27 protein-coding genes are annotated in these 26,998 nt (G+C 64.8%); 3 read left to right on the top strand and 24 right to left on the bottom strand.

Going from position 1 to position 26,998, the window contains the following annotated elements; translation table 11 throughout:
• Positions 1-30 precede the first annotated feature (30 nt).
• From E4P09_RS19740 to E4P09_RS19650, 19 genes are all read right to left on the bottom strand, one after another.
• Positions 31-1,728: a ribonuclease J gene (locus tag E4P09_RS19740; protein WP_137391356.1), complete on the bottom strand. Its 1,698-nt coding sequence runs from the start codon at positions 1,726-1,728 to the stop codon at positions 31-33.
• A 28-nt stretch (positions 1,729-1,756) separates the two neighbouring features.
• Positions 1,757-2,527: a biotin--[acetyl-CoA-carboxylase] ligase gene (locus E4P09_RS19735; RefSeq protein ID WP_137391355.1), complete on the bottom strand. Its 771-nt coding sequence runs from the start codon at positions 2,525-2,527 to the stop codon at positions 1,757-1,759.
• The gene (gene nuoN / locus E4P09_RS19730; protein ID WP_137391354.1) at positions 2,528-3,988 is read right to left on the bottom strand and encodes an NADH-quinone oxidoreductase subunit NuoN; all 1,461 of its coding nucleotides are present in this window, start codon (positions 3,986-3,988) and stop codon (positions 2,528-2,530) included.
• A gap of 16 nt (positions 3,989-4,004) precedes the next feature.
• Positions 4,005-5,516 (bottom strand): NADH-quinone oxidoreductase subunit M, encoded by a 1,512-nt coding sequence (locus E4P09_RS19725; protein WP_137391353.1) that lies wholly within the window; start codon positions 5,514-5,516, stop codon positions 4,005-4,007.
• Between the two features lie 5 nt (positions 5,517-5,521).
• Complete coding sequence (nuoL, locus tag E4P09_RS19720) at positions 5,522-7,453, bottom strand: NADH-quinone oxidoreductase subunit L (RefSeq protein WP_137391352.1); 1,932 nt, start codon at positions 7,451-7,453, stop codon at positions 5,522-5,524.
• 11 nt (positions 7,454-7,464) lie between these two features.
• Positions 7,465-7,773 carry an NADH-quinone oxidoreductase subunit NuoK gene (gene nuoK / locus E4P09_RS19715; RefSeq protein ID WP_137391351.1) on the bottom strand — a complete coding sequence of 103 codons (309 nt, stop codon included), beginning with the start codon at positions 7,771-7,773 and terminating at the stop codon, positions 7,465-7,467.
• A 4-nt stretch (positions 7,774-7,777) separates the two neighbouring features.
• Positions 7,778-8,392 (bottom strand): NADH-quinone oxidoreductase subunit J, encoded by a 615-nt coding sequence (locus E4P09_RS19710; protein WP_137391350.1) that lies wholly within the window; start codon positions 8,390-8,392, stop codon positions 7,778-7,780.
• 43 nt (positions 8,393-8,435) lie between these two features.
• Complete coding sequence (gene nuoI, locus E4P09_RS19705; protein ID WP_137391349.1) at positions 8,436-8,924, bottom strand: NADH-quinone oxidoreductase subunit NuoI; 489 nt, start codon at positions 8,922-8,924, stop codon at positions 8,436-8,438.
• Positions 8,925-8,964: 40 nt separating this feature from the next.
• Positions 8,965-9,207 (bottom strand): hypothetical protein, encoded by a 243-nt coding sequence (locus tag E4P09_RS19700; RefSeq protein ID WP_137391348.1) that lies wholly within the window; start codon positions 9,205-9,207, stop codon positions 8,965-8,967.
• 15 nt (positions 9,208-9,222) lie between these two features.
• Positions 9,223-10,272 carry an NADH-quinone oxidoreductase subunit NuoH gene (nuoH, locus tag E4P09_RS19695; RefSeq protein WP_137391347.1) on the bottom strand — a complete coding sequence of 350 codons (1,050 nt, stop codon included), beginning with the start codon at positions 10,270-10,272 and terminating at the stop codon, positions 9,223-9,225.
• Between the two features lie 4 nt (positions 10,273-10,276).
• Positions 10,277-12,373, bottom strand: coding sequence for an NADH-quinone oxidoreductase subunit NuoG (gene nuoG, locus E4P09_RS19690; protein WP_137391346.1), 2,097 nt, complete (start codon positions 12,371-12,373; stop codon positions 10,277-10,279).
• A 10-nt stretch (positions 12,374-12,383) separates the two neighbouring features.
• Positions 12,384-12,614, bottom strand: coding sequence for a V-type ATPase 116kDa subunit family protein (locus tag E4P09_RS19685; protein ID WP_137391345.1), 231 nt, complete (start codon positions 12,612-12,614; stop codon positions 12,384-12,386).
• 11 nt (positions 12,615-12,625) lie between these two features.
• Positions 12,626-13,927 (bottom strand): NADH-quinone oxidoreductase subunit NuoF, encoded by a 1,302-nt coding sequence (gene nuoF, locus E4P09_RS19680; RefSeq protein WP_137391344.1) that lies wholly within the window; start codon positions 13,925-13,927, stop codon positions 12,626-12,628.
• Between the two features lie 12 nt (positions 13,928-13,939).
• Positions 13,940-14,779, bottom strand: coding sequence for an NADH-quinone oxidoreductase subunit NuoE (gene nuoE / locus E4P09_RS19675; RefSeq protein ID WP_137391343.1), 840 nt, complete (start codon positions 14,777-14,779; stop codon positions 13,940-13,942).
• A 31-nt stretch (positions 14,780-14,810) separates the two neighbouring features.
• Positions 14,811-16,001 (bottom strand): NADH-quinone oxidoreductase subunit D, encoded by a 1,191-nt coding sequence (locus E4P09_RS19670; RefSeq protein ID WP_137391342.1) that lies wholly within the window; start codon positions 15,999-16,001, stop codon positions 14,811-14,813.
• A gap of 2 nt (positions 16,002-16,003) precedes the next feature.
• Positions 16,004-16,633 carry an NADH-quinone oxidoreductase subunit C gene (locus E4P09_RS19665; protein ID WP_137391341.1) on the bottom strand — a complete coding sequence of 210 codons (630 nt, stop codon included), beginning with the start codon at positions 16,631-16,633 and terminating at the stop codon, positions 16,004-16,006.
• Positions 16,634-16,641: 8 nt separating this feature from the next.
• Entirely contained in the window at positions 16,642-17,205 is a 564-nt protein-coding gene (locus E4P09_RS19660) for a NuoB/complex I 20 kDa subunit family protein (RefSeq protein WP_428977734.1), read from the bottom strand.
• Entirely contained in the window at positions 17,202-17,567 is a 366-nt protein-coding gene (locus E4P09_RS19655) for an NADH-quinone oxidoreductase subunit A (RefSeq protein ID WP_137391339.1), read from the bottom strand. The genes E4P09_RS19660 and E4P09_RS19655 overlap by 4 nt, the downstream gene beginning before the upstream one ends.
• A 262-nt stretch (positions 17,568-17,829) precedes the next feature.
• On the bottom strand, positions 17,830-18,123 hold the full coding sequence (locus tag E4P09_RS19650) for a hypothetical protein (RefSeq protein ID WP_137391338.1): 294 nt from the start codon (positions 18,121-18,123) through the stop codon (positions 17,830-17,832).
• 182 nt (positions 18,124-18,305) lie between these two features.
• Here E4P09_RS19650 and E4P09_RS19645 point away from each other — a divergent pair, with 182 nt between their 5' ends.
• The 3 genes from E4P09_RS19645 to E4P09_RS19635 all read left to right on the top strand — a co-directional run bounded on the left by E4P09_RS19645 (position 18,306) and on the right by E4P09_RS19635 (position 21,959).
• Positions 18,306-19,394 carry an HlyD family secretion protein gene (locus tag E4P09_RS19645; protein ID WP_137391337.1) on the top strand — a complete coding sequence of 363 codons (1,089 nt, stop codon included), beginning with the start codon at positions 18,306-18,308 and terminating at the stop codon, positions 19,392-19,394.
• Between the two features lie 9 nt (positions 19,395-19,403).
• On the top strand, positions 19,404-20,507 hold the full coding sequence (locus tag E4P09_RS19640; protein WP_137391336.1) for an FUSC family protein: 1,104 nt from the start codon (positions 19,404-19,406) through the stop codon (positions 20,505-20,507).
• A 144-nt stretch (positions 20,508-20,651) separates the two neighbouring features.
• Entirely contained in the window at positions 20,652-21,959 is a 1,308-nt protein-coding gene (locus E4P09_RS19635) for an MFS transporter (RefSeq protein ID WP_137391335.1), read from the top strand.
• Positions 21,960-21,971: 12 nt separating this feature from the next.
• On the opposite strand, the gene bfr is transcribed toward E4P09_RS19635, so the two are convergent.
• The 5 genes from bfr to E4P09_RS19610 all read right to left on the bottom strand — a co-directional run bounded on the left by bfr (position 21,972) and on the right by E4P09_RS19610 (position 26,700).
• A complete protein-coding gene (gene bfr, locus E4P09_RS19630; RefSeq protein WP_137391334.1) occupies positions 21,972-22,463 on the bottom strand; it encodes a bacterioferritin in 492 nt (163 codons plus the stop codon).
• 156 nt (positions 22,464-22,619) lie between these two features.
• A complete protein-coding gene (gene kce / locus E4P09_RS19625) occupies positions 22,620-23,555 on the bottom strand; it encodes a 3,5-dioxohexanoate:acetyl-CoA acetone transferase (RefSeq protein WP_137391333.1) in 936 nt (311 codons plus the stop codon).
• 61 nt (positions 23,556-23,616) lie between these two features.
• Complete coding sequence (locus E4P09_RS19620) at positions 23,617-24,921, bottom strand: MFS transporter (RefSeq protein ID WP_137391332.1); 1,305 nt, start codon at positions 24,919-24,921, stop codon at positions 23,617-23,619.
• Between the two features lie 24 nt (positions 24,922-24,945).
• Complete coding sequence (locus tag E4P09_RS19615; protein ID WP_137391331.1) at positions 24,946-25,881, bottom strand: dihydrodipicolinate synthase family protein; 936 nt, start codon at positions 25,879-25,881, stop codon at positions 24,946-24,948.
• A 45-nt stretch (positions 25,882-25,926) separates the two neighbouring features.
• On the bottom strand, positions 25,927-26,700 hold the full coding sequence (locus tag E4P09_RS19610; RefSeq protein ID WP_137391330.1) for an SDR family NAD(P)-dependent oxidoreductase: 774 nt from the start codon (positions 26,698-26,700) through the stop codon (positions 25,927-25,929).
• Between the last annotated feature and the right edge of the window lie 298 nt (positions 26,701-26,998).

Here is a 26,998-nt window from a genome sequence, read left to right as displayed (position 1 = left end):
CACCCCTCGTGCCCCTGGAGCGGCCGCCGGTCACACGCGGTGCAGCAGCACCTTGCACACGGGCTTCTTGCCCCAGGCCATGTTCACCGCGCGGCGCACGTTCTGGCTGATCATCTGCTCGAGGGCGTCGTTCCGGCTCTCGCGCCGGCGCACGCTGGGCACGCCGTCCAAAACATCCTCAACCGCTGTGCGAACGATTTCGGGCATCTCGCTGCCGTTGCCGTCGAAATAGGGCACGCCATCCAGCGCGATCTGCGGCTGGCCCACCAGTCGCCCATCCCGATCCACCACCAGGGAGACCATGACCGCGCCGACGAAGGAGAGCTTGCGGCGGGCCCTGACCAACCCGACGTCGGCGGGCACCATGATCTGGCCGTCGAGATAGACGCGGCCGACCGGCGCCTCGCCGACCATGGCAGGCTCGCCGGGCGCGAGCCGCATGATCTCGCCGTTGCAGACCACCTCGGCCCGCGGCACGCCCCGTTCAAGCGCGAACAGCTTGTGCTCCAGCAGATGGCGCTTTTCGCCATGCATGGGAATGAGCAGCTTGGGCCTCAGCCAGGCATACATCTGGGAGAGCTCGCCGCGGCGGGGATGGCCGGTCACATGCACGAGATGCTCGTCATTGGTGATTACCTGCACGCCACGAGCCGCGAGGTTGTTTTCGATGGCGATCACCGCCTTCTCGTTGCCCGGGATGGTCTTGGAGGAGAAGATGACGAGATCGCCGTCTTCCAGGGAAATGGTCGGATGGGTGTCCTCGGCAATTCGCGCCAATGCGGCGCGCGGCTCGCCCTGGCTGCCGGTGCACAGGCACACCACCTTGTCGGGCGGCAGATAGCCGAAGGCCTCGTCATCGACGATGGGGGGTAGATCCTTGAGATAGCCCGCATTACGGGCGGCAGCGATGGTCGCGTGCATGGCGCGGCCGACCACCACCACCTGCCGGCCTACCGCCTCGGCGGCCTTGGCCACCGTTTCGATGCGGCCCACATGGGAGGCGAAGGTGGTCACCGCCACCCGGCCGCGGGCAGAGCGGATGATTCGGTTGAGGCTGTCGGCCACTTCCTGCTCGGTCGGCGATATGCCTTCACGCAGCACGTTGGTCGAATCGCAAATGAAGGCGTCGCAGCCCTCGTCGCCCAGCTCGCGGAAGCGGATCTCGTCAATGCGCGGGCCGAACACGGGCGCATTGTCGATCTTCCAGTCGCCGGAGTGCACCGCCATGCCGGCTGGGGTGCGGATCACCAGGGCCTGCGGCTCGGGGATGGAGTGGTTGACGGTGACCAGTTCCAGGTCGAACGGGCCGATACTGAACCGGCCGTCCACCGGCACCACCTCCAGGTTCACCTCCTCGATCAGCCCGCGCTCATGCAGTCGCACGCTCAGCAGCGACGCGGTGAACGGGGTCGCATAGACCGGCACCCTCAGGCTGGGCCAGAGATAGCCAACCGCGCCGAAATGATCCTCATGCGCGTGGGTCAGGACGATGGCGAGCAGCCGGTCGCCCAGGCTGGTGGCAAAGGAGAGGTCGGGCAGCACCACGTCGATGCCGGGCTCGTGGTCCTCGCTGAACTTCACGCCCAGGTCGACCATGATCCACACGCGGTCATTGGCCGGGCCGAAGCCGTAGAGATAGGTGTTCATCCCGATCTCCCCTGCCCCGCCCAGCGGCAAGAATACGAATTCCGGTTCTCCCCGCGAACGGCCAGCCCGCCCTTTGCTCATCTGCCACGTCTCCTTGGGTCTTGTGCTCCTATCGCAAGAAAACGTCGCCCGCGAGGATTTTGCGCCTTTGGCCATTGCTCAAAAGCAGCACCAACGCGCCATCGTCGTCCAGATCCTCGAAAATGCCGTGGATCGTCTCGCCCTGCAGCTTCACCTCTATGGGTGCGCCCACCCCTTGTGCCCGCGCGAGCCAGGCCTCGCGCACGGGCGCGAAGCCGCGCGGCCCCGTCCACGTGCGGTGCCAATGGTCGAATCGCTCGGCCAGCAGCTGGAGCAGCCCGCCGGGCGTCACCGTCACCCCGTGCTCGGCCAGAAAGGTTGCCGCATAGGGGAGCGCGAGGGACGGACGATGGTCGATATTCACGCCGAAGCCCAGGGCCAGGGCAAGCTCGCGGCTGTTGGGCAGCGGCTGGGCCTCCAGCAGAATGCCGGAGGTCTTGGCGCCGGCGATCAGCAGGTCGTTGGGCCATTTGAGGCGAAGCTGCGAGCGTGCCGGCTCGTCCAACAGCTGCGCCACCGCGTCGGATAGAGCCAGAGCGGCGACGAAGCTGAGATTGGCGAGCCTCGCGTGAGCAGCCGGGGCCGTCATCATGAGCGAGGTGTAGAGATTGCCTGGTTCAGAGACCCAATGGCGGCCATAGCGGCCGCGGCCGCCGGTCTGGCGGCGGGCCATCAGCCACAGGGGGCCATGGTCGCCCGCCAGCGCGCGGCGCATCGCTTCCGCATTGGTGGAATCGATCTCGTCGAGGACAGCGAGGCGATAGCCTTGCGGTACAGCCGGGGCGTTTGGCTCAGCCATTTAGAAGAGCGAAGCCGCGGCGGCTTCGGCTGCCGTGAGCACCGGGCGCGCGAAGAAAACAAAGCCCAGGATCACCACGGTGGAAAGGGCCATGACCAGCTTCACCTCGCCGGTGACAGGCGAGAACTTCTCCGCCGGCTCGTCGAAATACATGACCTTCACGATGCGCAAGTAGTAATAGGCGCCGACCACGCTGGTGACCACGCCGATGATGGCGAGGGCGATCAGCCCTGATTTCACCGCGGCGGCAAAGACGAAGAATTTGGCGAAGAAGCCTGCCAGCGGCGGAATGCCCGCTAGGGAGAACATCATGGCTGCCATGACGAAGGCCATGCCACTGTTCTGCCGGGCGAGGCCCGCCAGGTCGGCGATGGTGTCCACCGGCTCGCCCGCCCGGCGCATGGCGATGATCACCGCAAAGCTGCCCAGGGTCATGAACAGGTAAATGGCCATATAGATGATCAGGCTCTGCACCCCGGCAACGCCGCCGGCCGCCAGCCCGATCATGGCATAGCCCATATTGGCAATGGACGAGTAGGCCATCAGCCGCTTGATGCTGGTCTGGCCGATGGCGCCGAAGGAGCCGAGCGCCATGGAGGCGATGGACAGGAACACGACGATCTGCTGCCAGTCGGGGGTGATCTCGGCGAAGGGCACGATCAGCGCCCGCATGAACACAGCGGCCGCCGCCACCTTGGGCGCTGAGGCAAAGAAGGCGGTGACCGGGGTCGGCGCCCCCTGATAGACGTCGGGCGTCCACATGTGGAACGGCACCAGCGATGTCTTGAAGGCGAAGCCGGCGATCATGAAGCACAGGCCGATCAGCAGGCCGATCATGGTGGCCGTATGCGCGCCCTCGCTGGCGGCAACCGCGTTGCGGATGCCCTCGAAGGAGACCGTGCCGGTGAAGCCGTAGATGAGCGAGGCGCCATAGAGGAGCATGCCGGACGACAGCGCTCCCAACACGAAATACTTGAGCCCGGCCTCCGACGAGCGCGCGGAATCCCGGTTGATGGCGGCAAGCACGTAGAGCGCCAAGCTCATCATCTCGAGCCCGAGATAGACGGCGATCAGGTCATTGGCCGAGATCAGCACCAGCATGCCCAGGGTGGACAGGAGGATCAGCACCGGGAATTCCGAGCGCATCATCCGCTCGCCCTTGACGAACTGCACCGAAAGAAGGATCGCCGCGGCCGAGCCGAAGATCGCCAGGATTTTCATGAAGCTGCCGAAGGCGTCGGTGACGATGCTGCCGCCAAACGCCACCCGGCGGAGCGCAGGCTCGTGCAGCAGGATAACGGCGCCCACCAGCCCCAGGAGGACAATGGCGAGCGACGAGACCAGGTCGACCGGATCGTCGCGCCGGAACACGGCCAGCATCAGAAGCGCCATGCTGCCCACCGCCAAAACCAGCTCGGGCAAGACCGCCAGGATGTCCGCAGATGCGATTGCATTCGCCATGGGCGCATGAGCTCCGTTATTTCGCGGCGGCGACCGCTGCCTGCTTTATGGCATCAAGCGAGGCATGGTAATTGTTGATCAGGTGATCCACTGAAACGGCGAACACATCCAGGATGGGGCTCGGATAGACGCCGAAGAAGACCGTCAGCAGGATGAGCGGCACCAGCACCGCCACCTCGCGCCAATCCATGTCCTTGATGGACTTCAGGCTCTCCTTCTCCAGCCGCCCGAACACCACCCGGCGGTAGAGCCAAAGGGCATAGGGCGCGGAGAGGATGAGGCCCAGGCAGGCGAAGAAGGCCACCCAGGTGTTCACCTGGAAGGCGCCGGACAGGGTCAGGAACTCGCCGACGAAGCCGCTGGTGCCGGGCAGCCCCACATTGGCCATGGTGAACACCATGAAGGTGAAGGCATAGATCGGCATCCGGTCGACCAGGCCGCCATAGGCCGCAATCTCGCGGGTGTGCATGCGGTCATAGACAACGCCCACGCAGAGGAAGAGCGCGCCGGAGACAAGCCCGTGGCTGATCATGGTGAACAGGCCGCCCTGTACCCCTTGTTGGGTCAGGGTGAACAGGCCCATGGTGACGAAGCCCATATGCGCCACCGAGGAATAGGCGATGAGCTTCTTCATGTCCTCCTGCACCAGCGCCACCAGCGAAGTGTAGACGATGGCGACCACGGAGAGGGCGAACACCAGCGGTGCGAACATCTCGCTCGCCGCAGGGAACATGGGGATGGAGAAGCGCAGGAAGCCATAGCCACCCATCTTCAGCAGGATCGCCGCCAGGATGACCGAGCCGGCCGTGGGCGCTTCCACGTGGGCGTCAGGCAGCCACGTGTGCACCGGCCACATGGGCATCTTCACCGCGAAGGAGGCGAAGAAGGCGAGCCATAGCCAGGTCTGCAGGTGCGGAGGAAAGCCGTGGTTCAGCAGGGTCACGATGTTTGTGGTGCCCGCCTCCCAATACATGGCGATGATGGCCAAGAGCATCAGCACCGAGCCGAGCAGCGTGTAGAGGAAGAACTTGAAGCTGGCATAGACCCGGCGCGGGCCGCCCCAGATGCCGATGATCAGGAACATCGGGATGAGGCCCGCCTCGAAGAACAGGTAGAACAGCACCAGGTCGAGCGCGCAGAACACGCCGATCATCATGGTCTCGAGGACCAGGAAGGCGATCATGTATTCCTTCACGCGCCGGGTGACGCCCCAGCTGGCGATGATGCAGGCGGGCATCAGGAAGGTGGTCAGGATGACGAACAGCATGGAGATGCCGTCCACACCCATGTGATAGGTGATCGTGCCGCCTAGCCAGTTCGCCTGCTCTACGAACTGGAAGTTCGGGGTCGAGGGGTCGAAATTGGCCCAGATCAGCAGCGAGACGATGAAGGTGATGATCGTGGTCCACAGCGCCACGTAGCGGGCGGAGCGATAGGCCTGCTCGTCATCGCCGCGGATCACCAGGATGAACAGCGCCCCGACCAGCGGCAGGAAGGTAACGACCGAGAGGATATGCGGGATTTCCATGGACTTCACGCTCCCGCATACATCAGCCAGGTGACCAGGGCGGCAATGCCGATCAGCATGGCAAAGGCATAGTGGTAGAGATAGCCGCTCTGCAGCTTCACCACCCCGCGCGTCACGTCAAGCACGCGGGCGGAGATACCGTCGGGCCCCAGGCCATCGATGAGCTGGCCGTCGCCGCGCTTCCAGAAGATGCGGCCCAGCGCCAGCGCGCCGCGCACGAAGATGAAGTCGTAGAGCTCGTCGAAATACCACTTGTTGAGCAGGAACTTGTAGAGCGGCTCGTGCAGCTCGGCCAGCCGCTTGGGCGCCTCCGGGTTGACGATGTAGAAGTAGAACGCGACCAGGAAGCCCAAGACCATCATGACCGTGGGCGAGATCACCACCCAGAACGGAACGTGATGCATCTCCTCGACAATGTGGTTGTCTGGCCCGCGGAACAGCGCCGCGCCCCAGAACGCGGCCTCGTCGTGGCCGATGAAATAGGGGGCGAACACGAAGCCCGCGGCGATCGAGCCGACCGCCAGCACATAGAGCGGGATGAGCATCACGTTCGGGCTTTCGTGCACGTGATGCAACACCTCCTTGGGCGCGCGCGAGCGGCCGTGGAAGGTCAGGAACATCACCCGCCAGGAGTAGAAGGCGGTGAGCGCCGCGGCCAGCACCGTCAGGATGAAGGCGTACATGCCGATGCCGGAATGGGCGGCATAGGTCGACTCGATGATCGCATCCTTCGAATAGTAGCCCGCCGTGATGATCGGGAAGCCGGTCAGCGCGAGCGTGCCGATCAGCATCATCGCCCAAGTGATCTTCATGTGCGGGAACAGGCCGCCCATCTTGCGCATGTCCTGCTCGTCGCTCATGCCGTGGATGACCGAGCCGGACCCTAAGAACAGCAACGCCTTGAAGAAGGCGTGGGTGAAGAGGTGGAAGATGCCCACCCCGTAGGCGCCGACCCCCAGGGCCGCGAACATGTAGCCGAGCTGGGAACAGGTGGAATAGGCGATCACCCGCTTGATGTCGTTCTGCACGAGGCCGATGGTGGCGGCAAAAAAGCAGGTGGTGGCACCGATGAAGGTGACGAACCACAGGGCGGCCGGCGCATGCTCGAAAATGGGCGACATGCGCGCCACCAGGAACACGCCGGCGGTGACCATGGTCGCCGCATGGATCAAGGCCGAGACCGGGGTCGGGCCTTCCATGGCGTCGGGCAACCAGGTGTGCAGCAGGAACTGGGCCGACTTGCCCATCGCGCCCATGAACAAGAGCAGCGAGATCAGGGTCAGCGTGTCGATGTTCCAGCCGAGGAAATTCAGGGTCTTGCCTGCCTGCCCCGCCGCGTTGGCGAAGATCGTGTCGAACTCGATCGAGCCGAAGGCAACGAAGGCGGCGAAAATGCCGAGGGCGAAGCCGAAGTCGCCGACGCGGTTGACGACAAAGGCTTTGATGGCCGCGGCATTGGCCGAGTCCTTGTGGTACCAGAAGCCGATGAGCAGGTAGGAGGCAAGCCCGACACCCTCCCAGCCGAAGAACAGCTGCAGCAGGTTGTCGGAGGTCACCAGCATCAGCATGGCGAAGGTGAACAGGGAGAGATAGGCGAAGAACCGCGTCGGATGCGGATCGTGCGCCATGTAGCCGATGGAGTAGATGTGCACGACCGAGGACACGGTCGTTACCACCACCAGCATCACCGCGGTGAGCGTGTCGATGCGGAAGGCCCAGTCGGCGATCAGGGTGCCGGAATGGACCCAGGTCAGCACATGCACCTTGTCGGTCGTATGGCCCAGGGCGACTTGGAAGAAGGCGACCCACGCCAAGACGGCGCAGACCACCAAGAAGGAGCAGGTGACCACCTGGGCTGCGCGCGCGCCGATGAAGCGGCCGCCGAAGCCGGCGATGAGCGCGCCAATCAGCGGCAGGAAGACGATCAACGAATACATGGCGTCCCCGGTCAGCCTTTCATCAGATTGATGTCTTCAACGTCGATCGAGCCGCGATTGCGGAAATGCACGACCAGAATGGCAAGCCCGATCGCGGCCTCCGCCGCCGCCACGGTGAGCACCAGCAGGGCGAAGACCTGGCCGACCAGATCGCCCAACGAGGCGGAGAAAGCGACGAGATTGATGTTCACGGCGAGCAGCATGAGCTCGATCGACATCAGGATGATGATCACGTTCTTCCGGTTGAGGAAGATGCCGAAGATCCCGATGGTGAACAGGATGGCGGCGACCACCAGATAGTGCGTGAGACCGATCTCCATGCGCTCAGATCCCCTGCCCCGGCTTGACCTTGCGGATTTCGATGGCTGTCGCCGGCCCGCGCGCCACCTGCTGCGGGATCGACTGGCGCTTCACATGCGGCTTGTGCCGCAGGGTGAGCACGATGGCGCCGATCATGGCGATCAGCAGCACGATGCCCGCCGCCTGGAAGAAGAAGACATAGCGCGTGTAGATCAGCCGTCCGAGCGCTTCCGTGTTGGTTAGCGCCGTCAGGGCCGGCGCGGGCGCCGCCTTGAGGCCCAGGGCATCCGGCGCAAAGCTCCAGGTGCCGACCACCATGATCAGCTCCACCAGCAGGATGAGCCCCAAGGTGGCCCCGATCGGCAGATATTGCAGCATGCCGTGGCGCAGGGCGGCGAAGTCGATGTCGAGCATCATGACCACGAACAGGAACAGCACGGCCACCGCGCCCACATAGACCACCACCAGGATCATGGCGAGGAACTCGGCGCCCAAGAGCAGGAAGAGGCCTGCGCCGTTGAAGAAGGCGACGATCAGGAACAGCACGGAATGGACGGGATTGCGCGCGGCGATCACCATCACCGCAGAGGCGATCGCCACGGCCGAAAACAGGTAAAAGAACAGCGCGGCTACCGCCATGATCCACAATCCCGCTCAGACATCGTTTTCCCGCTGCGCCCGTTTAGCGGTAGGGCGCATCCAGCGCAATATTGCGTGCCAATTCCCGCTCCCACCGGTCCCCGTTGGCGAGCAGCCGCTCCTTCGTGTACAGCAGCTCTTCGCGGGTCTCGGTGGCAAACTCGTAATTCGGCCCTTCGACGATCGCATCGACGGGGCAGGCTTCCTGACAGAAGCCGCAATAGATGCACTTCACCATGTCGATGTCATAGCGGGTCGTGCGCCGCGTGCCGTCGTTGCGGCGCGGACCGGCCTCGATGGTGATGGCCTGGGCCGGGCAGATCGCCTCGCACAGCTTGCAGGCGATGCAGCGCTCCTCCCCGTTGGGATAGCGGCGCAAGGCATGCTCGCCCCGGAAGCGCGGCGAAAGCTGCCCCTTCTCGAAGGGGTAGTTGATGGTCGGCTTCGGCTTGAAGAAATAGCGCATGGACAGGAAGAATGCCGAGACGAATTCGGAAAGGAAGATCGACCGGGCTGTTTGCGTTAGTGTCATTGTCTTTGCTCAGATCCAATTCGTCCGAAGACCAACGGCGTCAAGCGTCGGTCATCACCATGCTTCCCAGATAGAAGCCAAGCACCGGCATCGCAACGAGGCCGATCAGCTTGGCCACTGTGAGCAGCACGGAAGGGTTGATTCCGTGCGTCCCGGTCACCTTTGTCTGTTCATACCGCCAGCGGAGCCGCGGATAGATCAGGCGGTTGACCGCCGCATATTCGAGAAGGCCCAGCCACAGGAACAGGAAGCCGTAGATAAAGCTGTACACTGTTACCGTCACGGGGCCTCTCCCGCATCACGGCGCCCAACCGAACGCCACCAGCACGCCTGCCACCAGCACCACGTAGAGGAGCGAGAACGGCAGGAACACCTTCCAACCCAAGCGCATCAACTGGTCATAGCGGTAGCGCGGCACCATCGCCTTGACCATGGCGATCAGGAAGAAAAACAGGCACACCTTGAGGGTGAACCAGATCACGCCCGGTACCCAGGTGAAGGGCGCGAAGTCGAACGGCGGCAGCCAGCCCCCCAGGAACATGATGGTCATCAGCGCGCACATCAGCACGATGGCGACATACTCGCCGAGCATGAACAGGAGGAACGGGGTCGAGGAATATTCCACCATGAAGCCCGCCACCAGCTCCGATTCCGCTTCCGGCAGATCGAAGGGCGGCCGGTTCGTCTCGGCGAGCGCCGAGATGAAGAATACTACGAACATCGGCAGCAGCGGCAGCCAGTACCAGTTGAGGAACGACAGCCACGGCAGACCGATGGCGCTGGCAAGGCCGGTGCTCTGGGAACGCACGATCTCGGTGAGGTTGAGCGAGCCCGCGCAGAGCAGCACGGTGATGATCACGAAGCCGATGGAGACCTCGTAGGACACCATCTGCGCGGCCGAGCGCAGCGATCCCAGGAACGGGTATTTCGAGTTGGACGCCCAGCCGCCCATGATCACGCCATAGACGCCGAGCGAGGAGATGGCGAAGATGAAGAGGATGCCCACATTGATGTCGGCGATCACCCAGCCGTCGGACAGGGGCACCACCGCCCAGGCGGACAAGGCGAGCACGCAGGTGATGAGTGGCGCCAGCAGGAACACGCCTTTGTTGGCGCCAGCCGGGATCACCACCTCCTTGAACACGAATTTGAGCAGATCGGCGAAGGACTGCAGCAGGCCCCAGGGCCCGACCACGTTCGGCCCCTTGCGCAGCTGCACCGCCGCCCAGACCTTGCGGTCGGCATAGAGCAGATAGGCGATGAAGACGAGCAGGCAGATCAGCAGCGCCAGGCTCTGGGCGACGATGATCACCACCGGCAGGCCATATGTGTAGAGAAAGTCGCCCATCGTCCTATTCCGCTGCCACCAGCCGCTCCGCGCCTGTGCGCAGAGCGCTGCACTCGGCCATCACCTTGGATGCCCGCGCGATCGGATTGCTGAGATAGAAGTCCTGCACCCGGCTCACGAAGGGTGCCTTGTCGAGCGTGCCGCCGAGCGCCGCCAGCGGGGCCAACCCTTCCGGATTTGCGGGCACGACCATGTCAGTCTCGGCGAGATGCGGCACCGCCTCATAGATGCGGGCGCGCAGCTCGTCCAGGGTGTTATAGTCCAAGGTATGGCCCAGCACGTCGGAGAGCGCCCTGAGGATCGCCCAGTCCTCGCGGGCATCCCCGGGCGGGAACGAGGCCCGGCCGGCAATCTGCGGCCGCCCTTCGGTGTTGACGAAGATCCCGGACTTCTCGGTATAGGTGGCGCCCGGCAGGATGACGTCGGCCCGGTGCGCGCCGCGATCGCCATGGGTACCCTGATAGATCACGAAGGTATTGCCCAGCCGGCTGGTGTCGATCTCGTCGGCGCCGAGCAGGAACAGCACGTCCAGCTCTCCCGCTTCCGCCGCCTGCAGAATGGCCGGTGTGGCCTTGCCAGCCTCGGCCGGCACGCAGCCGACATCCAGTCCGCCGACCCGGGCGGCCGCATCGTGCAGCACGGAAAAGCCGTTCCACCCGTCCTTGATGGCGCCCACGTCCTGGGCAAGCTTCACCGCGCGCCCGAGAATGGCGAGGCCGTCCGGCCGGGCGGTCGCCGCAGCGCCCAAGATGATCAGCGGATGCTGGGCGCCGCGCAGCACGTCGAGAAAGCCGTGCTCGCCACGGGCCAGCCCGTCGAGGCTGTCCGGCCCGGCGCCGATATAGGCGTGGTCATAGGACAGGTCGCCGTGCTCGCCGACCACGGCGATGCGGGCCTTGCGCTGGCGCCAGGCCTTGCGGATCCGGGCGTTGAGGACCGCCGCCTCCTTGCGCGGATTGGTGCCGATGAGCAGGATTGCGTCGGCCTGATCGATGCCGGCGATCGTGGCATTGAAGATATAGCCGGCGCGGCCGCCTACCTCGGCCAGGCGGGAACCATCCTGCCGGCAGTCGACGCTGGCCACGCCCAGGCGGGTCATCAGGTCCTTGAGCGCATAGAGCTCCTCGACCGCCTGCAGGTCGCCGGCAATGGCCGCGACGCGCTCGGGCCTTGCCGCCCCGATCCGCTCGGCGATGAGATTGAAGGCCTGCGCCCAGTTCGCCGGCCGCAGCTTGCCATTCTCGCGCACATAGGGCCGGTCGAGGCGCTGGGTCCGCAACCCGTCCCAGATGAAGCGGGTCTTGTCGGAGATCCATTCCTCGTTGATGTCCTCGTTGAGGCGCGGCAGGATGCGCATCACCTCGCGGCCGCGGCAATCGACCCGAATGTTCGAGCCGACCGCGTCCATGGCATCGACAGTCTCGGTCTTGCGCAGCTCCCAGGGGCGCGCCTGGAAGGCATAGGGCTTGGAGGTGAGCGCACCCACCGGGCATAGGTCGATCACATTGCCCTGCAGCTCCGAGCCCATGGCGTGCTCGAGATAGGTGGTGATCTCCATGTCCTCGCCGCGGCCAATGGCGCCGAGATCGGGCACCCCTGCCACTTCCGCGCCAAAGCGCACGCAGCGGGTGCAGTGGATGCACCGGTTCATGGAGGTCTTGACCAGCGGGCCGAGATACTTGTCCTCGACTGCCCGCTTGTTCTCGGCATAGCGGCTGGCATCCACCCCGTAGGCCATGGCCTGGTCCTGCAGATCGCATTCGCCGCCCTGGTCGCAGATCGGGCAGTCCAGCGGATGGTTGATGAGCAGGAACTCCATCACCCCTTCCCGCGCCTTCTTCACGGTGTTGGAGCGGGTGATGATCTCCGGCGGCTCGCCATTGGGGCCCGGCCGCAGGTCATTGACCGAAAGCGCGCAGGAGGCCTGGGGCTTGGGCATGCCCTTCACCTCGATGAGGCACATCCGGCAGTTGCCGGCAATCGTCAACCGGTCGTGATAGCAGAAGCGCGGGATCTCGACGCCGGCCAGCTCGCAGGCCTGCAGCACGGTCAGCCCGTTTTCGACTTCGATGTCCTTGCCGTCGATAATCAGCTTTGGCATCAGCGATCCTTCACAAACCCGCTCCCGCGAGATCAAGCCGCCGTTCGATGCGGTCGAGCCGCTCCTCAATCCGGTCGATACGCCTGTTTGTGGTTGCAGCCGAACGCTCGACACCCGCCAGACGCTCTTCAAGCGCCGTCATACGCACTTTCAGCTCACGGATATCCTCGGCCATGCGGTCGACCTTCTCGTCGAGCCTGCGGAGATAAACGAGGACGATGTTGTCGGGTTCTTCGGCCATGATCAGCCCTCCTACTCCGCGGCGACCAGCGCGGGCTCGCTGGTCGGGTTGGCGGTATAGGCATCGATGCGCCGCTCGATCTCCGGGCGGAAGTGGCGGATCAGGCCCTGCACCGGCCAGGCCGCCGCATCGCCCAGGGCGCAGATGGTGTGACCCTCGATCTGGTAGCTCACGTCCAGCAGCTGGTCGATCTCGCGCTTGTGCGCCTGGCCGCGTGCCATGCGCTCCAGCACCCGCCACATCCAGCCTGTGCCCTCGCGGCAGGGCGTGCATTGGCCGCAGGACTCGTGCTTGTAGAAATAGGAGATCCTGGCGATCGCCCGGACGACATCGGTGGACTTGTCCATGACGATCACCGCCGCGGTGCCGAGACCCGATTTCAGCGCCCGCAGGCTATCGAAATCCATGGGCAGGTCTTCGCATTGTTCGGCCGGGATCAAGGGCACCGACGAGCCGCCCGGAATCACCGCCAGGAGATTGTTCCAGCCGCCGCGCACCCCGCCGCCATGCCTTTCGACGAGCTCGCGGAACGGGATGCCCATCTCCTCTTCCACATTGCAGGGCGTATTCACATGGCCCGAGATGCAGAACAGCTTGGTACCGGTGTTGTTGGGCCGCCCGAGCCCGGCGAACCACGCCGCGCCACGGCGCAGGATGGTGCCGGCCACCGCGATCGATTCCACGTTGTTGACCGTGGTGGGCGCGCCATAGAGGCCGACATTGGCCGGGAATGGCGGCTTGAGCCGCGGCATGCCCTTCTTGCCCTCGAGGCTTTCGAGCATGGCCGTCTCCTCGCCGCAGATATAGGCCCCGGCCCCATGGTGGATATAGAGGTCGAAGTCCCAACCATGGATGTTGTTCTTGCCGATGAGCCGCGCCGCATAAGCTTCGTCCACCGCCCGCTGGAGCGCCTCGCGCTCGCGGATGAACTCGCCGCGGATATAGACGTAAGCCACATGCGCGCGCATGGCGAAGGAGGCAATCAGCGCCCCCTCCACCAGCAGATGCGGATCATGGCGCAGGATCTCGCGGTCCTTGCAGGTGCCGGGCTCGGATTCATCCGCGTTGATCACGAGATAATGCGGCCGTTCACCGATTTGCTTGGGCATGAACGACCATTTGAGGCCGGTGGGGAAGCCCGCGCCGCCGCGGCCGCGCAGGCCCGAGGCCTTCATCTGGTCGATGATCCAATCCTGCCCCTGCTCCAGGATGCCCTTGGTGCCGTCCCAGGCGCCGCGCAGCATCGCAGCCTTCAGGTCGGGGCTGTGGATCCCATACAGGTTGGTGAAGATGCGGTCCCTGTCAGTCAGCATGCGCGCCGCTCCTCATTCCTTGCCTCCGGCCTGGGGGGCAGCGCCAGGCGGCGTGGGCGTTCCCGCCGGCACATCGGCCACGCCCCGGCGCGCCTCGTCCACCTTGGACGCGTCCGTCCCGCGCGGCTCGCCCTTCGGCATGCGCTCGCCGGTTTGCACGGACGCGGGCTTCGCCTTCTTGATCGGCGCCTGGTCGTCGCCATTGGCCACGAGCTCTTCTCCGGCCCAAACCTTACGGTAATTGCCGTTGTAGAGATTGGGGTTCTGCAGGGTCTTCGGTCCGCCGAGCGGGGCGGAGTTGATGCGGCCGTTCTGCGGCCCGGGCTTGGGCACCCGCCCTGCCTTGAGCTCATCGAGGATCTTCGTCAGGCTGTCGGCGTCGAGATCCTCGTAATAATCCGCGTTGATCTGCACCATGGGCGCGTTCGTGCAGGCACCCAGGCACTCGACCTCCTGCCAGGAGAACAGGCCGTCGGGCGTCACATGGCCGGGCTCGCCGATCTGCTTGCGGCACACGGCCTTGAGCGCGTCGGCGCCGCTGAGCCAACATGGCGTCGTCCCGCAGAGCTGGACGTAATAGCGGCCGACCGGGGACAAGTTGAACATGGTGTAGAAGGTCGCAACCTCCAGCACCCGGATATAGGCCATGGACAAGAGGTCGGCCACATAGCGAATGGCCGGCTCGGGCAGCCAGCCGCCGGACTGCTCCTGCGCGCGCCACAACAGCGAGATCACCGCGGAGGCCTGGCGTCCCTCCGGATATTTGGCGATGATCTGCTTGGCCCACTCCAGGTTCTCAGGGGTGAAGACGAAGGCCTCCGGCTGGATCGGATCAAGGCGCCGTACCGACATCAGCGGCCTCCACTCATTCGAACTGCACCGCTCATCGGTCCACCTCGCCGAAGACGATGTCGAGAGAACCGAGGATGGCGGATACATCCGCCAGCAAATGGCCGCGGCTCATGTAATCCATGCCCTGCAAATGCGCGAAACCAGGCGCGCGGATCTTGCAGCGATAGGGCTTGTTGGTGCCGTCGGAGATGAGGTAGACCCCGAACTCGCCCTTCGGTGCCTCGACCGCCGCGTAAACCTCGCCCTCGGGCACGTGATAGCCTTCCGTGTAAAGCTTGAAGTGATGGATGAGCGCCTCCATGGAGCGCTTCATCTCGCTGCGCTTCGGCGGCACCACCTTGCGGTTCTCGACCGAGACCGGCCCCTGTCCCCCGGGCGAGCGCAGCCGCTCCAGGCACTGCTTCATGATCTTCACAGATTCCCGCATCTCCTGCATGCGGATGAGGTAACGGTCGTAGCAGTCGCCGTTCTTGCCCACGGGAATGTCGAAGTCGAAATCCGCATAGCACTCGTAGGGTTGCGCCTTGCGCAGGTCCCAGGCGGCGCCTGAGCCGCGCACCATCACGCCGGTGAAGCCCCAGGCGAAGCAATCCTCAAGGCTGATCACGCCGATATCCACATTGCGCTGCTTGAAGATGCGGTTCTCGGTGAGCAGGCCCTCGATGTCGTCCAGCACCTTCGGGTGGTTCTCGCAGAACGCCCAGATGTCGTCCAGCAAAGCCTCCGGCAGGTCCTGATGCACGCCGCCCGGGCGGAAATAGGCGGCATGCATGCGCGAGCCCGAGGCACGCTCATAGAACAACATGAGCTTCTCGCGCTCTTCGAAGCCCCAAAGCGGCGGTGTGAGGGCGCCGACGTCCATGGCCTGGGTGGTGACGTTCAGGAGATGGGAGAGCAGCCGGCTGATCTCCGCATAGAGCACCCGGATCAGCTGGCCGCGCATGGGCACCTCGATCCCGAGCAGCCTTTCGGTGGCCAGGGCGAAGGCGTGCTCCTGGCTCATGGGCGCAACATAGTCCAGCCGGTCGAAATACGGCACGGCTTGGAGATAGGTCTTGTACTCGATGAGCTTTTCGGTGCCGCGGTGCAGCAGGCCGATATGCGGATCGACCCGCTCGACCACCTCGCCGTCGAGTTCCAGCACCAGGCGCAGCACGCCATGGGCAGCCGGGTGCTGCGGCCCGAAATTGATCGTGAAGTTGCGGATGTCGTGCTCTGCCATGATCAGCTCGGCTGCTTTGCCTTCTCGTCGCCAGGCAGGAGGTATTCCGCACCCTCCCACGGACTCGTGAAATCGAAGTTGCGAAATTCCTGCTGCAACTTGACGGGCTCGTAGACCACCCGCTTCTGGTCCTCGTCGTAGCGCAGCTCAACATAGCCGGTCAGCGGGAAGTCCTTGCGCAGGGGGTGGCCCTGGAAGCCGTAGTCCGTCAGGATGCGCCTGAGGTCCGGATGGCCGGTGAACAGGATACCGTAGAGGTCGTAGGCCTCTCGCTCGTACCAGTTGGCATTGGGGAACAGGTCGACCGCGCTCGGTATCGGCGTGTCCTCGTCGGTTTCGACCTTGATGCGGATCCGGGCATTCTGATGAAGGCTCAGGAGGTGGTAGACCACATCGAAGCGCCGCGCGCGGCCCGGATGGTCCACGCCGCACAGGTCGATCAGGGTCGTGAACCACAACCGCGCCTCATCGCGCAGGAACCGCAATACCCGCAGAAGCTGGTCCAGTCCCACGGTCAGCGTCAGCTCGCCGTAATCCGTCTTCGTCTCGAGAATGGTGCTGCCCAGCTCGCTCGAGATCACCTCGAGGATCTCGGTGAGGGTGTCGTCAAGCTGCCCCGGATCGTTGGCCATGACCTGTCCTAGCGCTCGATGGTGCCGGTGCGGCGGATTTTCCGCTGCAGCTGCAGCACGCCGTAGAGCAGCGCCTCGGCCGTGGGCGGACATCCCGGAACGTAGATATCCACCGGCACGATGCGGTCGCAGCCGCGCACCACCGAATAGGAATAGTGGTAATAGCCGCCGCCATTGGCGCAGGAGCCCATGGAGATCACGTAGCGCGGCTCCGGCATCTGGTCGTAGACCTTGCGGAAGGCGGGGGCCATCTTGTTGCAGAGGGTGCCGGCCACGATGATCACGTCCGACTGGCGCGGGGTGGCGCGCGGGGCGAAGCCAAATCGCTCGCAGTCGTAGCGGGGCATGGCCATCTGCATCATCTCGACCGCGCAGCAGGCGAGCCCGAAGGTCATCCAGTGCAGCGAGCCGGTGCGCGCCCAGTTGATGAGGTCATGGGAGGCCGTCACCAAAAAGCCGCGATCGGCCAGTTCATTGGAGATGTTGGTGAAGAACGGATCGGGCATCTGCCCGCCGGCCGGCGCCGGCCTCGTCTCGGCGGTGGCGGCGCTGCTGTTTGGTGTACTGATCAATCCCATTCCAGGGCTCCTTTGCGCCACTCATAGACGAACCCGATGGTCAGGACCGCCAGAAACACCATCATCGACCAGAAACCGGCGACGCCGATCTCGCCCAGGGTAATGGCCCAGGGAAACAGGAATGCGACCTCCAGGTCGAAGATGATGAAGAGAATGGCGACGAGATAGAAGCGAACGTCGAACTTCATGCGGGCATCGTCGAAGGGTGCGAAGCCGCATTCGTACGGAGAAACTTTTTCGGGGTCCGGCTTGCGGATGGCGATGATGAAGGCCGACAGCATGAGCGCCAGCCCGATCACCAGGCACAGCCCCATGAAGATCACAATCGGCAGATATTCAGAGAGAAGGTCCAGCATCTGCGCAAACCTGTCGGTCCCAAAAAGGCCGCCACCCGGCGGAATTACGAGCCGTCCTAGCGCAGGCGCCGTGGGGGCGCAACCCCCATCGCCGGCCGCACTTCTGCGTTCCATCCCTCGATACTCGGCCGATCTTTGCAGGCTTTCGAGCCTCGGCTCGGCAACCCTCGTCAGCCTTCCCCGTAGCTAAACCCTGTCGCGGCAGATTGGAAGGGTTTCAAACTGCGCGGCAACCCATGCCCGATCTGCGCTGGGTGCAAAGCTACTGTGCAGCCCAGTTGTTACGTGGTGTTGCCGCAGGCTGCGGCGCAGCCTGCGTCTCCTGCGACACTTTTGCCGCCAACAAGGCATCCTGGCACTTCTTGGAGACCACCTTGCGGTGATCGATAAGGCATTGCAGCGCCTTCATGCCATCGCCCGTGGGCGGCACGGCCGCGCATACACGCATATAATCGGCGCCACACGCCTTTTTTACCATGCTGCGCACACTTTCCGCATGGCCGGGATTCGAAGCGGCGGTCAGAACGGTCACAACGAGAATCAGTCGCGGGATCATGGCATTCCATTCTTAGGCACGGGGGGCCGGCTCTCTGGACTGCACCAGTTTTCGTTAGGCGATCATGAAGAAGTCGGGTGCATTCTCTGCCATAGCGGCTTGACCTTCGCCGCACAACTCTCTTGCGGAGCCCGGAAAATGCCCGGCATCTTCGGCTTTAGCTGGTGGATGGGGTAGTCGCGATGACCTTGGAGACGGCGGATCGGCGGCAGGGAGCGCAGCCGGTGCCGGCTTCCGCGAGTGCAGCGCCGGTCGTTCCTGAGAGACCACCGGGCGGGGAAGCTGCTCCAGAAGCACCAGCCTCGAGCAGGCGGCGCTGGTGGATTGCCAGCGGTGTGGTTCTCGGCCTGGTCGCGGCCTATTTCATCATGGGCGCGTTCGTCGGCTACACGCAGGACGCCTATGTCCGCTCCGATCTGGTCGCCATCGCGCCGGAAGTATCTGGGATCATCCAGTCGGTGGCCGTAGAGGACAATGCGCGGGTCAAGGCCGGTGACTTCCTCGCAGTGATCGACCCCAAGCCCTTTGAGCTCGACGTCGCGCTGAAGACGCAGCGCGTGGCCGAAGCCAAGGCCGCGGCTGTAACCCAGCAAACGGCGGAGGCGGCGAGCAAGGCGGCCGTCGACGCGGCGCAGGCAGCGCTTCAGCTCGCCCAGACCGACTTTTCCCGGGCCCAGCAACTCACCCGCGAGCAGTTCGAGGCTCAGGCGGTCTTGGACAAGGCAACGGCCGATCTCAAGTCGGCGGAGGATGCCCTGGCTCGAGCGCAGGCGGAAGCGCGGGTCAGCGCCAGCCGCACGGCCGACGCCAATGTGGACATCGCCGTTGCCGAGGCGGAACTGGCCATCGCGCAATACGCGTTGTCGCGGACCCGACTCACCGCGCCTGTTTCCGGCTATATCAACAACCTCACCTTGCGGCCCGGCGCCTATGTGGCGGCCGGCCAGGCGGTGATCGGCATCGTGGATGACAGCCAATGGCGCGTCATCGCCAATTTCAAGGAGGATGTCGCATCCGGGGCAAAGCCGGGAACGCGGGTGTGGGTGTGGCTCGACAGTGATCCCGGCCGCCTTTACCGCGGCAAGGTCCAGGGGGTCGGCCGGGCCATCGCCCGCAGCACCGGCCCGGCCGAGCTTCTCCCCTATGTAGCGCCGACGACCGATTGGATCAGGCTAAGGCGGCGCCTGCCGGTGACGATTTACCTGGACCCGCCCCTGCCGGAGCGCGGCTTGTTCATGGGGGCCGACGCGCGTGTGTTCTTCTTCCGCTGAGGAGGGGCAATGATCTCTGCGATCGCCCGGCTTGGCGCGGCGCTCCGGGAGGATTTCCGTTCGTGCCTTGATCTGGACGAGCGCGGCTGGCTGGCACTGCGCACGGCCGTCGCCGCGGTGATCGCCATCCTGCTCGCCTGCCTGCTGCAGCTTGAGAACCCGTGGTGGGCGGGCATCACCGTCCTCGGCGTCGCACAAACCAGGCCCCGGGCCACATTGCGCCGCGGGCTCGACCGCGCGCTGGGCACCATTGTTGGCGCGGTGATCGGGTTTCTGTCGGTGGCCTTCGTCTATGATCACCTGCTGCTGCTCACCATCCTCGTAACCTGCACCGCCTTCTCCATCTACAGCCAAGAACGCAGCGACCACGGCTATGCGCTGCTGCTGGGCGGCGTCACCATGATGCTGGTGGTGTTCGGCTCGCTGTCCGATCCCGAACAGAGCTATCACCTCGCGGTCTACCGTGCGCTCGAGGTTTTGCTCGGGATCGCGGTTTCGGTCGGCATGGAAGTCACCTTCGCCAAGCGAGAGGGTGCCGCCGACCCTTCCGCAGCCAAGCCTGGGGTGTTTACCCGTCCCGTGGATCTCAGCCTGCTTTCGGCCGCCCTGACCGGCGGTTGTGCCATTGCCTCGATCCCGCTGATCTGGAACGCGCTCGAGCTGCCGGGCCTCGCGCAGACGCCCATCACAGCCTTCGTGATCGTCACCGCCTTGCGCAACGATCCCACGACGAAAGGGCTGAATCGCCTGGTCGGGTGCATTCTGGGCGGCGGCTTCGGGCTGATCGCGGCCGCGCTCGTTGGCGATGCGTTCTTTTTGTGGCTCGTTCTTCTGTCGATCGGTCTCTACGGCTTCAGCTACATGAAGAACGGTGCGGTCGACGCGCAATATGCCGGACACCAGGCGGGCGTCGCGCTGATCCTCGCCATGGTCGAGGGCAGCGGCCCTTCCTCGGATATTGCGCCGGCGATCGAGCGCCTGGTCGGCATCTTCGGCGGAATTCTGGTGGTTGCCCTTTTCCAGATCACCGTGATGCCAGCAATTGACCGTATTCTTGCCTGGATCGCCAGCAATTCGGAAGACGTCCGGGCAGAAAGCGGACCCCAAACATAAAATCACTCATGTCTTTTCCCTGCCCGGAGAGCTCACAGACAGTGCGGCCACCGGAGCTGACCCCTTTCGGTGCCATCATTGCGCATTGATTTCAGTCGGTTCTTGTCCGGCGTGGCCAGAACCGCGCCTAAAGGTGATTGCGGGATGACACGACAGAATATCGAACCTGCCGATGCCCGTCGGCGCATCAAGGCCATTTTCATCGGATCGATCGGCAATCTCGTGGAGTGGTACGATTTCTACGCCTATACCGCCTTTTCCCTCTATTTTGCCGCCGCCTTCTTTCCGGCCGAATCGCCGGTCGTGCAGCAGCTGAACGCCGCCATCCTGTTCGCGGCAGGGTTCATCGTCCGCCCGCTGGGCGGCTGGCTGTTCGGGCATATCGCCGACCGCTACGGACGGCGCATGTCGCTCACCCTGTCGGTGGCGATGATGTGCGCGGGCTCGCTGATCATCGCCTGCACGCCGACCTACGCGACCATCGGCTTTGCGGCCCCGATGCTGCTGGCGGCGGCACGGCTGATCGAAGGCCTCAGCCTCGGCGGGGAATATGGCGCCAGCGCCACTTACCTGAGCGAGGTGGCGGACCCCAAGCATCGCGGCTTCTATTCGAGCTTCCAGTACGTGACCCTGATCGGTGGCCAGCTCGCCGCCATTCTCGTGCTGCTGCTCCTGCAGAACCTGTTCCTCACCCACGAGCAGCTGGTGGATTGGGGCTGGCGCATTCCTTTCGTGATCGGCGCCCTGCTGGCGGTTTTCGCCGCAGTGATGCGACGCGACCTTCATGAGACCGACGCCTTCGTGGCCGCCAAGCCGGGCCTGAAGAAGCATGGGGCATTGCGCGAGCTGTTCCAATATCCGCGGGAGATCGCGCTGGTGGTTGGGCTCACCGCCGGGGGCACCGCCGCCTTCTACACGTTCACCACATATATGCAGGTCTTCGTGCGGCAGACGGTGGGCCTCTCCGACACCACAACCACCTATGTCATTGCCGGATCGCTGATTTTCGCCGCGCTGCTGCAGCCGATCTACGGGGCGGTCTCGGACCGCATCGGCCGCAAGCCGCTGCTGGTGTTCTTCGGCATTGCCGGCAGCGCGCTCACGGTGCCTATTCTGATGTCTCTGTCGCAAACGGATTCGCCGCTCACAGCGCTCCTGCTGATCTGCGGCGCATGGATCTTCACCGCGGGCTACACCTCGATCAACGCCGTGGTGAAGGCCGAGCTGTTCCCCACTTCGATCCGCGCGACCGGCGTGGCCCTGCCTTATGCGGTGACGGTATCGGTGTTCGGCGGCACCGCGCCGGCCATCGCGCTATGGTGCAAGGACATGGGCCACGAGCACTGGTTCTTCTACTACCTCGCAGGCGTGATCCTGATGTCGCTCACGGTCTATGCGACCATGCGCGACACCAAGCGCGTCTCGGCGATGGAGGAAGCGCCGGCGCACTAGCCGGTCTTCAAGTCAGTCGTCGTCCACGTCGTCGGCGCTGTCGGCCTGGAGCTGGCCATAGTTCTGGACGCCCACCTTGGCCAGAAGGTCAAGCTGGGTCTCCAGGAAGTCGATATGGCCCTCCTCGTCGGCGAGCAGCTCCTCGAACAGCTTCATCGAGACGTAGTCGCCGGCATCATGGCAGATCACACGGGCTTCGCGATAGAGATCGCGCGCTCCGTATTCCGCCTTGAGATCGCACTCCAGCACCTCCTGGATGTTCTGCCCGATCATCAATGGGTCCAGCTGCTGCATGTTCGGCAGGCCTTCGAGAAAGATGATGCGGGTCGCGAGCTTGTCCGCATGATGCATCTCCTCGATCGACTCCTCGCGGGCCCGCTTGGCGAGCTTCGTGTATCCCCAGTCGTCGAGCAGCCGGTAATGGAGCCAGTACTGATTGATGGCGGTCAGCTCGGACCTCAGCGCCCTGTTCAGATATTCGATGACTTTGGGGTCGCCCTTCATGCTCTGCTCCATCTCGGCGGAAATCGAATAGGCCGCACACTACACCCGGCGTCGCTGACGTCAAGTACTTTGGAATGATTCTAATCAAGATGCCGGCGGCAAAAAGCGCCCCCCTCAGGGAGCGCTTCGTGCGGTGCGGCCCAGGATGCCGAGGTTCTAGAACGCCACCCGGTCGGCGCCCTTGAGCTGCAGGATCTCGCGGGCGTCGTTCGGCGTCGCCACCTCGCGGCCCAATCCCTCGATGATCTTGCGCACCTGGGCCACCTGCTCCGCATTGGAGGTGGCAAGGCGCCCCTTCCCGATCCAGAGCGAATCTTCGAGGCCGACGCGCACATTGCCCCCCATCGCCGCGGCCATGGCGGCGATCGGCATCTGGTTGCGGCCGGCGCCCAGCACCGACCAGCGATAGTCGTTGCCGAACAGACGGTCGGCGGTGCGCTTCATGTGCATGACGTCGTCCGGATGCGGGCCGATGCCGCCCAGGATGCCGAACACGCTCTGCACGAAGAAGGGCGGCTTGACGAGGCCCCGGTCCACGAAATGGGCGAGCGTGTAGAGGTGGCCGATGTCATAGCACTCGATCTCGAACCGGGTGCCGTTCTCGGCGCAGGTGGTCAGGATCTTCTCGATATCGGCGAAGGTGTTCTTGAAGATGCGCTCGCGCGAGCCTTCGAGATAGCCATATTCCCAGTCATGCTTCAGCTTGTCCTTGCCGAAGCGGGCGAGCATCGGAAACAGACCGAAATTCATCGTGCCCATGTTGAGGGAGGCGACCTCGGGCTTGAAGGTGGCAACCGGCGCCAGCCGCTCGTCGATGGTCATGGTGGCGGCGCCGCCGGTGGTGATGTTAACCACGCAATCGGTCCGCTGCTTGATCACCTTGAGGAACGGTTCGAAGCGCTCGATGCTCTGGTCCGGCCGTCCATCGCGCGGGTCGCGGGCATGCAGGTGCACGATGGCGGCACCCGCCTCGGCGGCGCCGATGGCCGCTTCCGCGATCTCCTCCGCGGTGATCGGCAGATGCGGCGACATGGACGGCGTGTGGATGGAGCCGGTCACCGCGCAAGTGATGATGGTCTTGTTCTGAGACACCTCGTTTTCCTCCTTCAAAATCGGGCGCCGGCTGGCGTTCCGAGATGATTTGTGCGTCCCGTCAGGCCAGCACCTGCTGGCGCGTCTCCACGTCGATCAGCCAGGTGGCGATTGCCGCCCCCACCAGGAACACGGCGAATGCGGCGACGGCCGCTGCCAGGCTGTGAGCCACCACCGGCGCCAGCACCGAGGGCGCCAGCAGACCGCCGACGCGCGCCATGGCGCCGGCCGTGCCCATGCCCGTGGCGCGGGCACCGGTCGGGTAGATCTCGGGCGTGAAGGCATAGAGCGCACCCCAGGTGCCGAGCAGGGCAAAGCTCATGAGCAGGATGGCGGCGCCCACCACCACTGGCGTGCCCGCGACCACGAACAGGAAGCAGCCGGCGGCGCTTAGCAGCGCGAAGCCGAACAGGGTGGGCTTGCGGCCCCATTGCTCCACCCCGTAGGCGGCGAGCGCATAGCCTGGGATCTGCGCCAGCGCCACCAGGACGAGGAAGCCATAGCCGCGCACGAAGCCGAAGCCCTCGCTGGCAAGCCGCGCCGGGATCCACACGAACACCCCGTAATAGGACAGTGAGACCAGGAACCACACTGCCAGGATCAGTAGGGTGCGGCGGCGCAGACCGGGCGAGAGCAGTCCTTCGGACTTCGGCTGGTCCCCAGGGGCAAGCCGGGAAGCGCCGAGGCTTGCCTGCCCATTGGCGACAAGCACCTGGTTGACCACGGCGGTGGCTTCCTTGGCGCGGCCGACGCGCAGGAGATAGCGCGGCGATTCCGGCAGCCATAGGCGCAGCCAGATGCCGATCGCTGCCGGCAGGGCGGTGAACACGAAGATCCAGCGCCAGGCATTGGCCACACCCAGAAGGCTCAACGCCCAGGCCGCGAGCGCCACCGCCAGCGTGCCCACTGCCCAGAAGCCTTCCAGCGCCACCAGCCAGCGGCCCCGGTTCCGAGCCGGCAGGAACTCCGCCATCATGGCATAGTCCACCGGCAAGGTGCCGCCCACCGCGAGCCCCGTGAGGAAACGGAACGCCAGCAGAAACCAGAAATCAGGGGCGAGTGCCGACAGCAGGCCGAACACGCCGTCCAGCGCCACGGTGACCAGCAGGATGGTTCTGCGCCCGAAGCGGTCCGCCAGCCGGCCGAAGATCGCCGCGCCGAACATCATGCCCAGGAAGAAGGCGGTCCCCGTCTGCAGGGCGACCGGCACCGTGAGGCCAAATTCCTGCGCAATGGTCGGCGCCGTGAAGCCGACGCTCAGCACCTGCATGGCGTCCGCGGCCCAGACCAGGCCGAAAATGCCAAGCAGGCGATATTGGAACGGCCCCGTTCCGGCTTTGTCGAAGGCGGCATCCACAGTGGTCATCGCGGCTATCCCACGAGAAGGACGTCAGGCCTGGGCAGGCTCGGCCATGAGACCCGGCATGGCAAAACCCACTTGCGCCAGCTGCTCTTTGAGGCTCTGCCGCTGCGCCGGCGAGAGCGCCACCAGCGGCGGCCGCACCGTGAGCCAGGCATCGTCATGCGCAAACTGGGCGATCGTGGCCTTGAGGGCGGGAATCATCGGCATGGACTGGATAACCTGCCGGGTTTCCGTAAGCGCGGCCTGCGCTTGATCCGCATCCGCTGCCTGCCAGTTCTGGAAAAGGCGGACGATCGCTGCCGGATTCACATTGGCGGTGGCGCTGATGCAGCCGACCCCGCCGGCCCGCATATTGGCGAGCAGGAAGGCTTCGCTGCCCACGAAAACATCGAATTGCGGGAACTGCTCGAGCATCGCCTGGGTGTTGGACCAGTCGCCGGAACTGTCCTTGATGCCGACGACCGTACCGGGATAGGCCTGGAGCAGCCTCTCGATCAGCGAAAGGCTGATGCCCACCTGGGCGACCGGCGGTATATGGTAGAGATAGACCTTGAGCCGGCGGTCCCCCACCCGCTGGATCACCTCCGAGAAATAGGCGAACAGCCCGTCATCGCTCACGCCCTTGTAGTAGAAGGGCGGCAGCATCAGCACGCCGGCGCAGCCGAGCCCCACCGCATGGGCCGTCAGCCGCACAGTGTCGGGCAGCGCCGCGCAGCCCGTGCCCGGCATCATCATGGCGGTCGGCAGGCCCGCCTCGACCACCGCCTCCAGCAGGCCCATGCGCTCGTCGACCGACTGGGAATTGGCCTCGCTGTTGGTGCCGAACAGGGCGAGCCCGCAGCCCTGCCCGACCAGCCAGCGGCAATGGGCGACGAGCCGCCCCGCATCCGGTGCGAGATCGGCCCGAAACGGTGTCACCACCGGCGCGAGGACGCCGCTCATCATTCCTGCCGGCTGTCTCATGACGAACACTCCATCGTTCCGACCCCGCCTGTTCCAAACGACTGATCAGCGCCCCGTTCCGGTGGTGTAGCCCCCATCCACCGTGTAAATGCCGCCCGTGCAGTAGCCGGCCGCGTCGCTGGCGAGGAAAGCGATCATCTCCGCCACCTCTTCCGGTTTGCCATAGCGCCCCATGGGGATGCCGGCAACCAGTTTGGCGCGGATCGCGTCGGGATCATCGGGCCGGATGCCCGCTTCGAGGGCGCGGATCATGCGGGTATCGACCGGCGCCGGGTTCACGGTGTTCACCCGGATATTATGGCGCGCCCCTTCCAGCGCCGCCGATTTCATCAGCCCCACGGCCGCATGCTTGCTGGCCACATAGGCCGCAAGGCCGGCGCTTCCGCGAATGCCGGCCACCGACGAGGTGATCACGATGGCGCCGCCGCCTTGGCGGCGCATCAACGGCATGAGCAGCGACAAGCCCAGGAACACGCCGCGCACGTTCACCGCCATCACGCGGTCGAAATCGGCGACGGCAAGCTCGCCCAGCGGTGCAATCTTGCCCTCGATCCCGGCATTGAGAAGCCCCATGTCGATGCGCCCGAACCGGGCCGTAGCCGCCTCCACTGCGCGCGCCATGCCTGCTTCGTCGGAAACGTCCGCCACCGCCCAGCCCGTTTCATCGCCCAACGCCTCCGACTGGGCGCGCAGCGCCTGCTCGTCGAGGTCCACCAAGAACACCTTGGCGCCGTCGTCCATGAGCCGGCGCACGACGGCCATGCCAATGCCACCGGTCGCGCCTGTGACCAAGGCAACCTTACCCTGCGACCTCCGCATTCGGTCCTCGCTGATGCTAGATCGGCAGCTGCGCGGCAGCCGCCAAGCCAATCACGACATGTACTGCGCGAGCAGAACCACCGCCAGAATCAGCAGGATGATGGCGATCCAGCGGGAGGCTCCGCCGAGCGCTGGGCCGGGCTTTGTGTCGGCGCGGTTGCCGCCGATCGGCGGCGCCGGCGTGGCGGATGCGGGCGGAACCTTGGTTGCCGCAGGCGCTTCGCTGGGCTTGGCTGCCGGTGCGGCCGATGCCGCCGGCGCGGATGCGGCGGGGCTCGGCTCCACCGGTATGGGCCGG

It is taken from the genome of Rhodoligotrophos defluvii (assembly GCF_005281615.1).
GTDB classification, from domain to species: Bacteria; Pseudomonadota; Alphaproteobacteria; order Rhizobiales; family Im1; genus Rhodoligotrophos; species Rhodoligotrophos defluvii.
The sequence above is the reverse complement of the archived record's forward strand: the minus strand, read 5'-3'. Positions and strand labels throughout refer to the sequence as shown.

What these genes read in the sequence shown, in the direction of transcription:
- nuoF (WP_137391344.1), bottom strand. Translation starts at nt 13,927, where the DNA reads ATGCTGACTGACAGGGACCGCATCTTCACCAACCTGTATGGGATCCAC.
- E4P09_RS19615 (WP_137391331.1), bottom strand. Translation starts at nt 25,881, where the DNA reads ATGAGACAGCCGGCAGGAATGATGAGCGGCGTCCTCGCGCCGGTGGTG.
- E4P09_RS19640 (WP_137391336.1), top strand. Translation starts at nt 19,404, where the DNA reads ATGATCTCTGCGATCGCCCGGCTTGGCGCGGCGCTCCGGGAGGATTTC.
- E4P09_RS19735 (WP_137391355.1), bottom strand. Translation starts at nt 2,527, where the DNA reads ATGGCTGAGCCAAACGCCCCGGCTGTACCGCAAGGCTATCGCCTCGCT.
- nuoL (WP_137391352.1), bottom strand. Translation starts at nt 7,453, where the DNA reads ATGTATTCGTTGATCGTCTTCCTGCCGCTGATTGGCGCGCTCATCGCC.
- nuoK (WP_137391351.1), bottom strand. Translation starts at nt 7,773, where the DNA reads ATGGAGATCGGTCTCACGCACTATCTGGTGGTCGCCGCCATCCTGTTC.
- nuoE (WP_137391343.1), bottom strand. Translation starts at nt 14,779, where the DNA reads ATGTCGGTACGGCGCCTTGATCCGATCCAGCCGGAGGCCTTCGTCTTC.
- E4P09_RS19610 (WP_137391330.1), bottom strand. Translation starts at nt 26,700, where the DNA reads ATGCGGAGGTCGCAGGGTAAGGTTGCCTTGGTCACAGGCGCGACCGGT.
- E4P09_RS19620 (WP_137391332.1), bottom strand. Translation starts at nt 24,921, where the DNA reads ATGACCACTGTGGATGCCGCCTTCGACAAAGCCGGAACGGGGCCGTTC.
- nuoG (WP_137391346.1), bottom strand. Translation starts at nt 12,373, where the DNA reads ATGCCAAAGCTGATTATCGACGGCAAGGACATCGAAGTCGAAAACGGG.
- E4P09_RS19655 (WP_137391339.1), bottom strand. Translation starts at nt 17,567, where the DNA reads ATGCTGGACCTTCTCTCTGAATATCTGCCGATTGTGATCTTCATGGGG.
- E4P09_RS19635 (WP_137391335.1), top strand. Translation starts at nt 20,652, where the DNA reads ATGACACGACAGAATATCGAACCTGCCGATGCCCGTCGGCGCATCAAG.
- E4P09_RS19740 (WP_137391356.1), bottom strand. Translation starts at nt 1,728, where the DNA reads ATGAGCAAAGGGCGGGCTGGCCGTTCGCGGGGAGAACCGGAATTCGTA.
- E4P09_RS19685 (WP_137391345.1), bottom strand. Translation starts at nt 12,614, where the DNA reads ATGGCCGAAGAACCCGACAACATCGTCCTCGTTTATCTCCGCAGGCTC.
- E4P09_RS19665 (WP_137391341.1), bottom strand. Translation starts at nt 16,633, where the DNA reads ATGGCCAACGATCCGGGGCAGCTTGACGACACCCTCACCGAGATCCTC.
- nuoH (WP_137391347.1), bottom strand. Translation starts at nt 10,272, where the DNA reads ATGGGCGACTTTCTCTACACATATGGCCTGCCGGTGGTGATCATCGTC.
- E4P09_RS19710 (WP_137391350.1), bottom strand. Translation starts at nt 8,392, where the DNA reads ATGGCGGTAGCCGCGCTGTTCTTTTACCTGTTTTCGGCCGTGGCGATC.
- E4P09_RS19725 (WP_137391353.1), bottom strand. Translation starts at nt 5,516, where the DNA reads ATGGAAATCCCGCATATCCTCTCGGTCGTTACCTTCCTGCCGCTGGTC.
- nuoN (WP_137391354.1), bottom strand. Translation starts at nt 3,988, where the DNA reads ATGGCGAATGCAATCGCATCTGCGGACATCCTGGCGGTCTTGCCCGAG.
- E4P09_RS19645 (WP_137391337.1), top strand. Translation starts at nt 18,306, where the DNA reads ATGACCTTGGAGACGGCGGATCGGCGGCAGGGAGCGCAGCCGGTGCCG.
- bfr (WP_137391334.1), bottom strand. Translation starts at nt 22,463, where the DNA reads ATGAAGGGCGACCCCAAAGTCATCGAATATCTGAACAGGGCGCTGAGG.
- E4P09_RS19650 (WP_137391338.1), bottom strand. Translation starts at nt 18,123, where the DNA reads ATGATCCCGCGACTGATTCTCGTTGTGACCGTTCTGACCGCCGCTTCG.
- nuoI (WP_137391349.1), bottom strand. Translation starts at nt 8,924, where the DNA reads ATGACACTAACGCAAACAGCCCGGTCGATCTTCCTTTCCGAATTCGTC.
- E4P09_RS19670 (WP_137391342.1), bottom strand. Translation starts at nt 16,001, where the DNA reads ATGGCAGAGCACGACATCCGCAACTTCACGATCAATTTCGGGCCGCAG.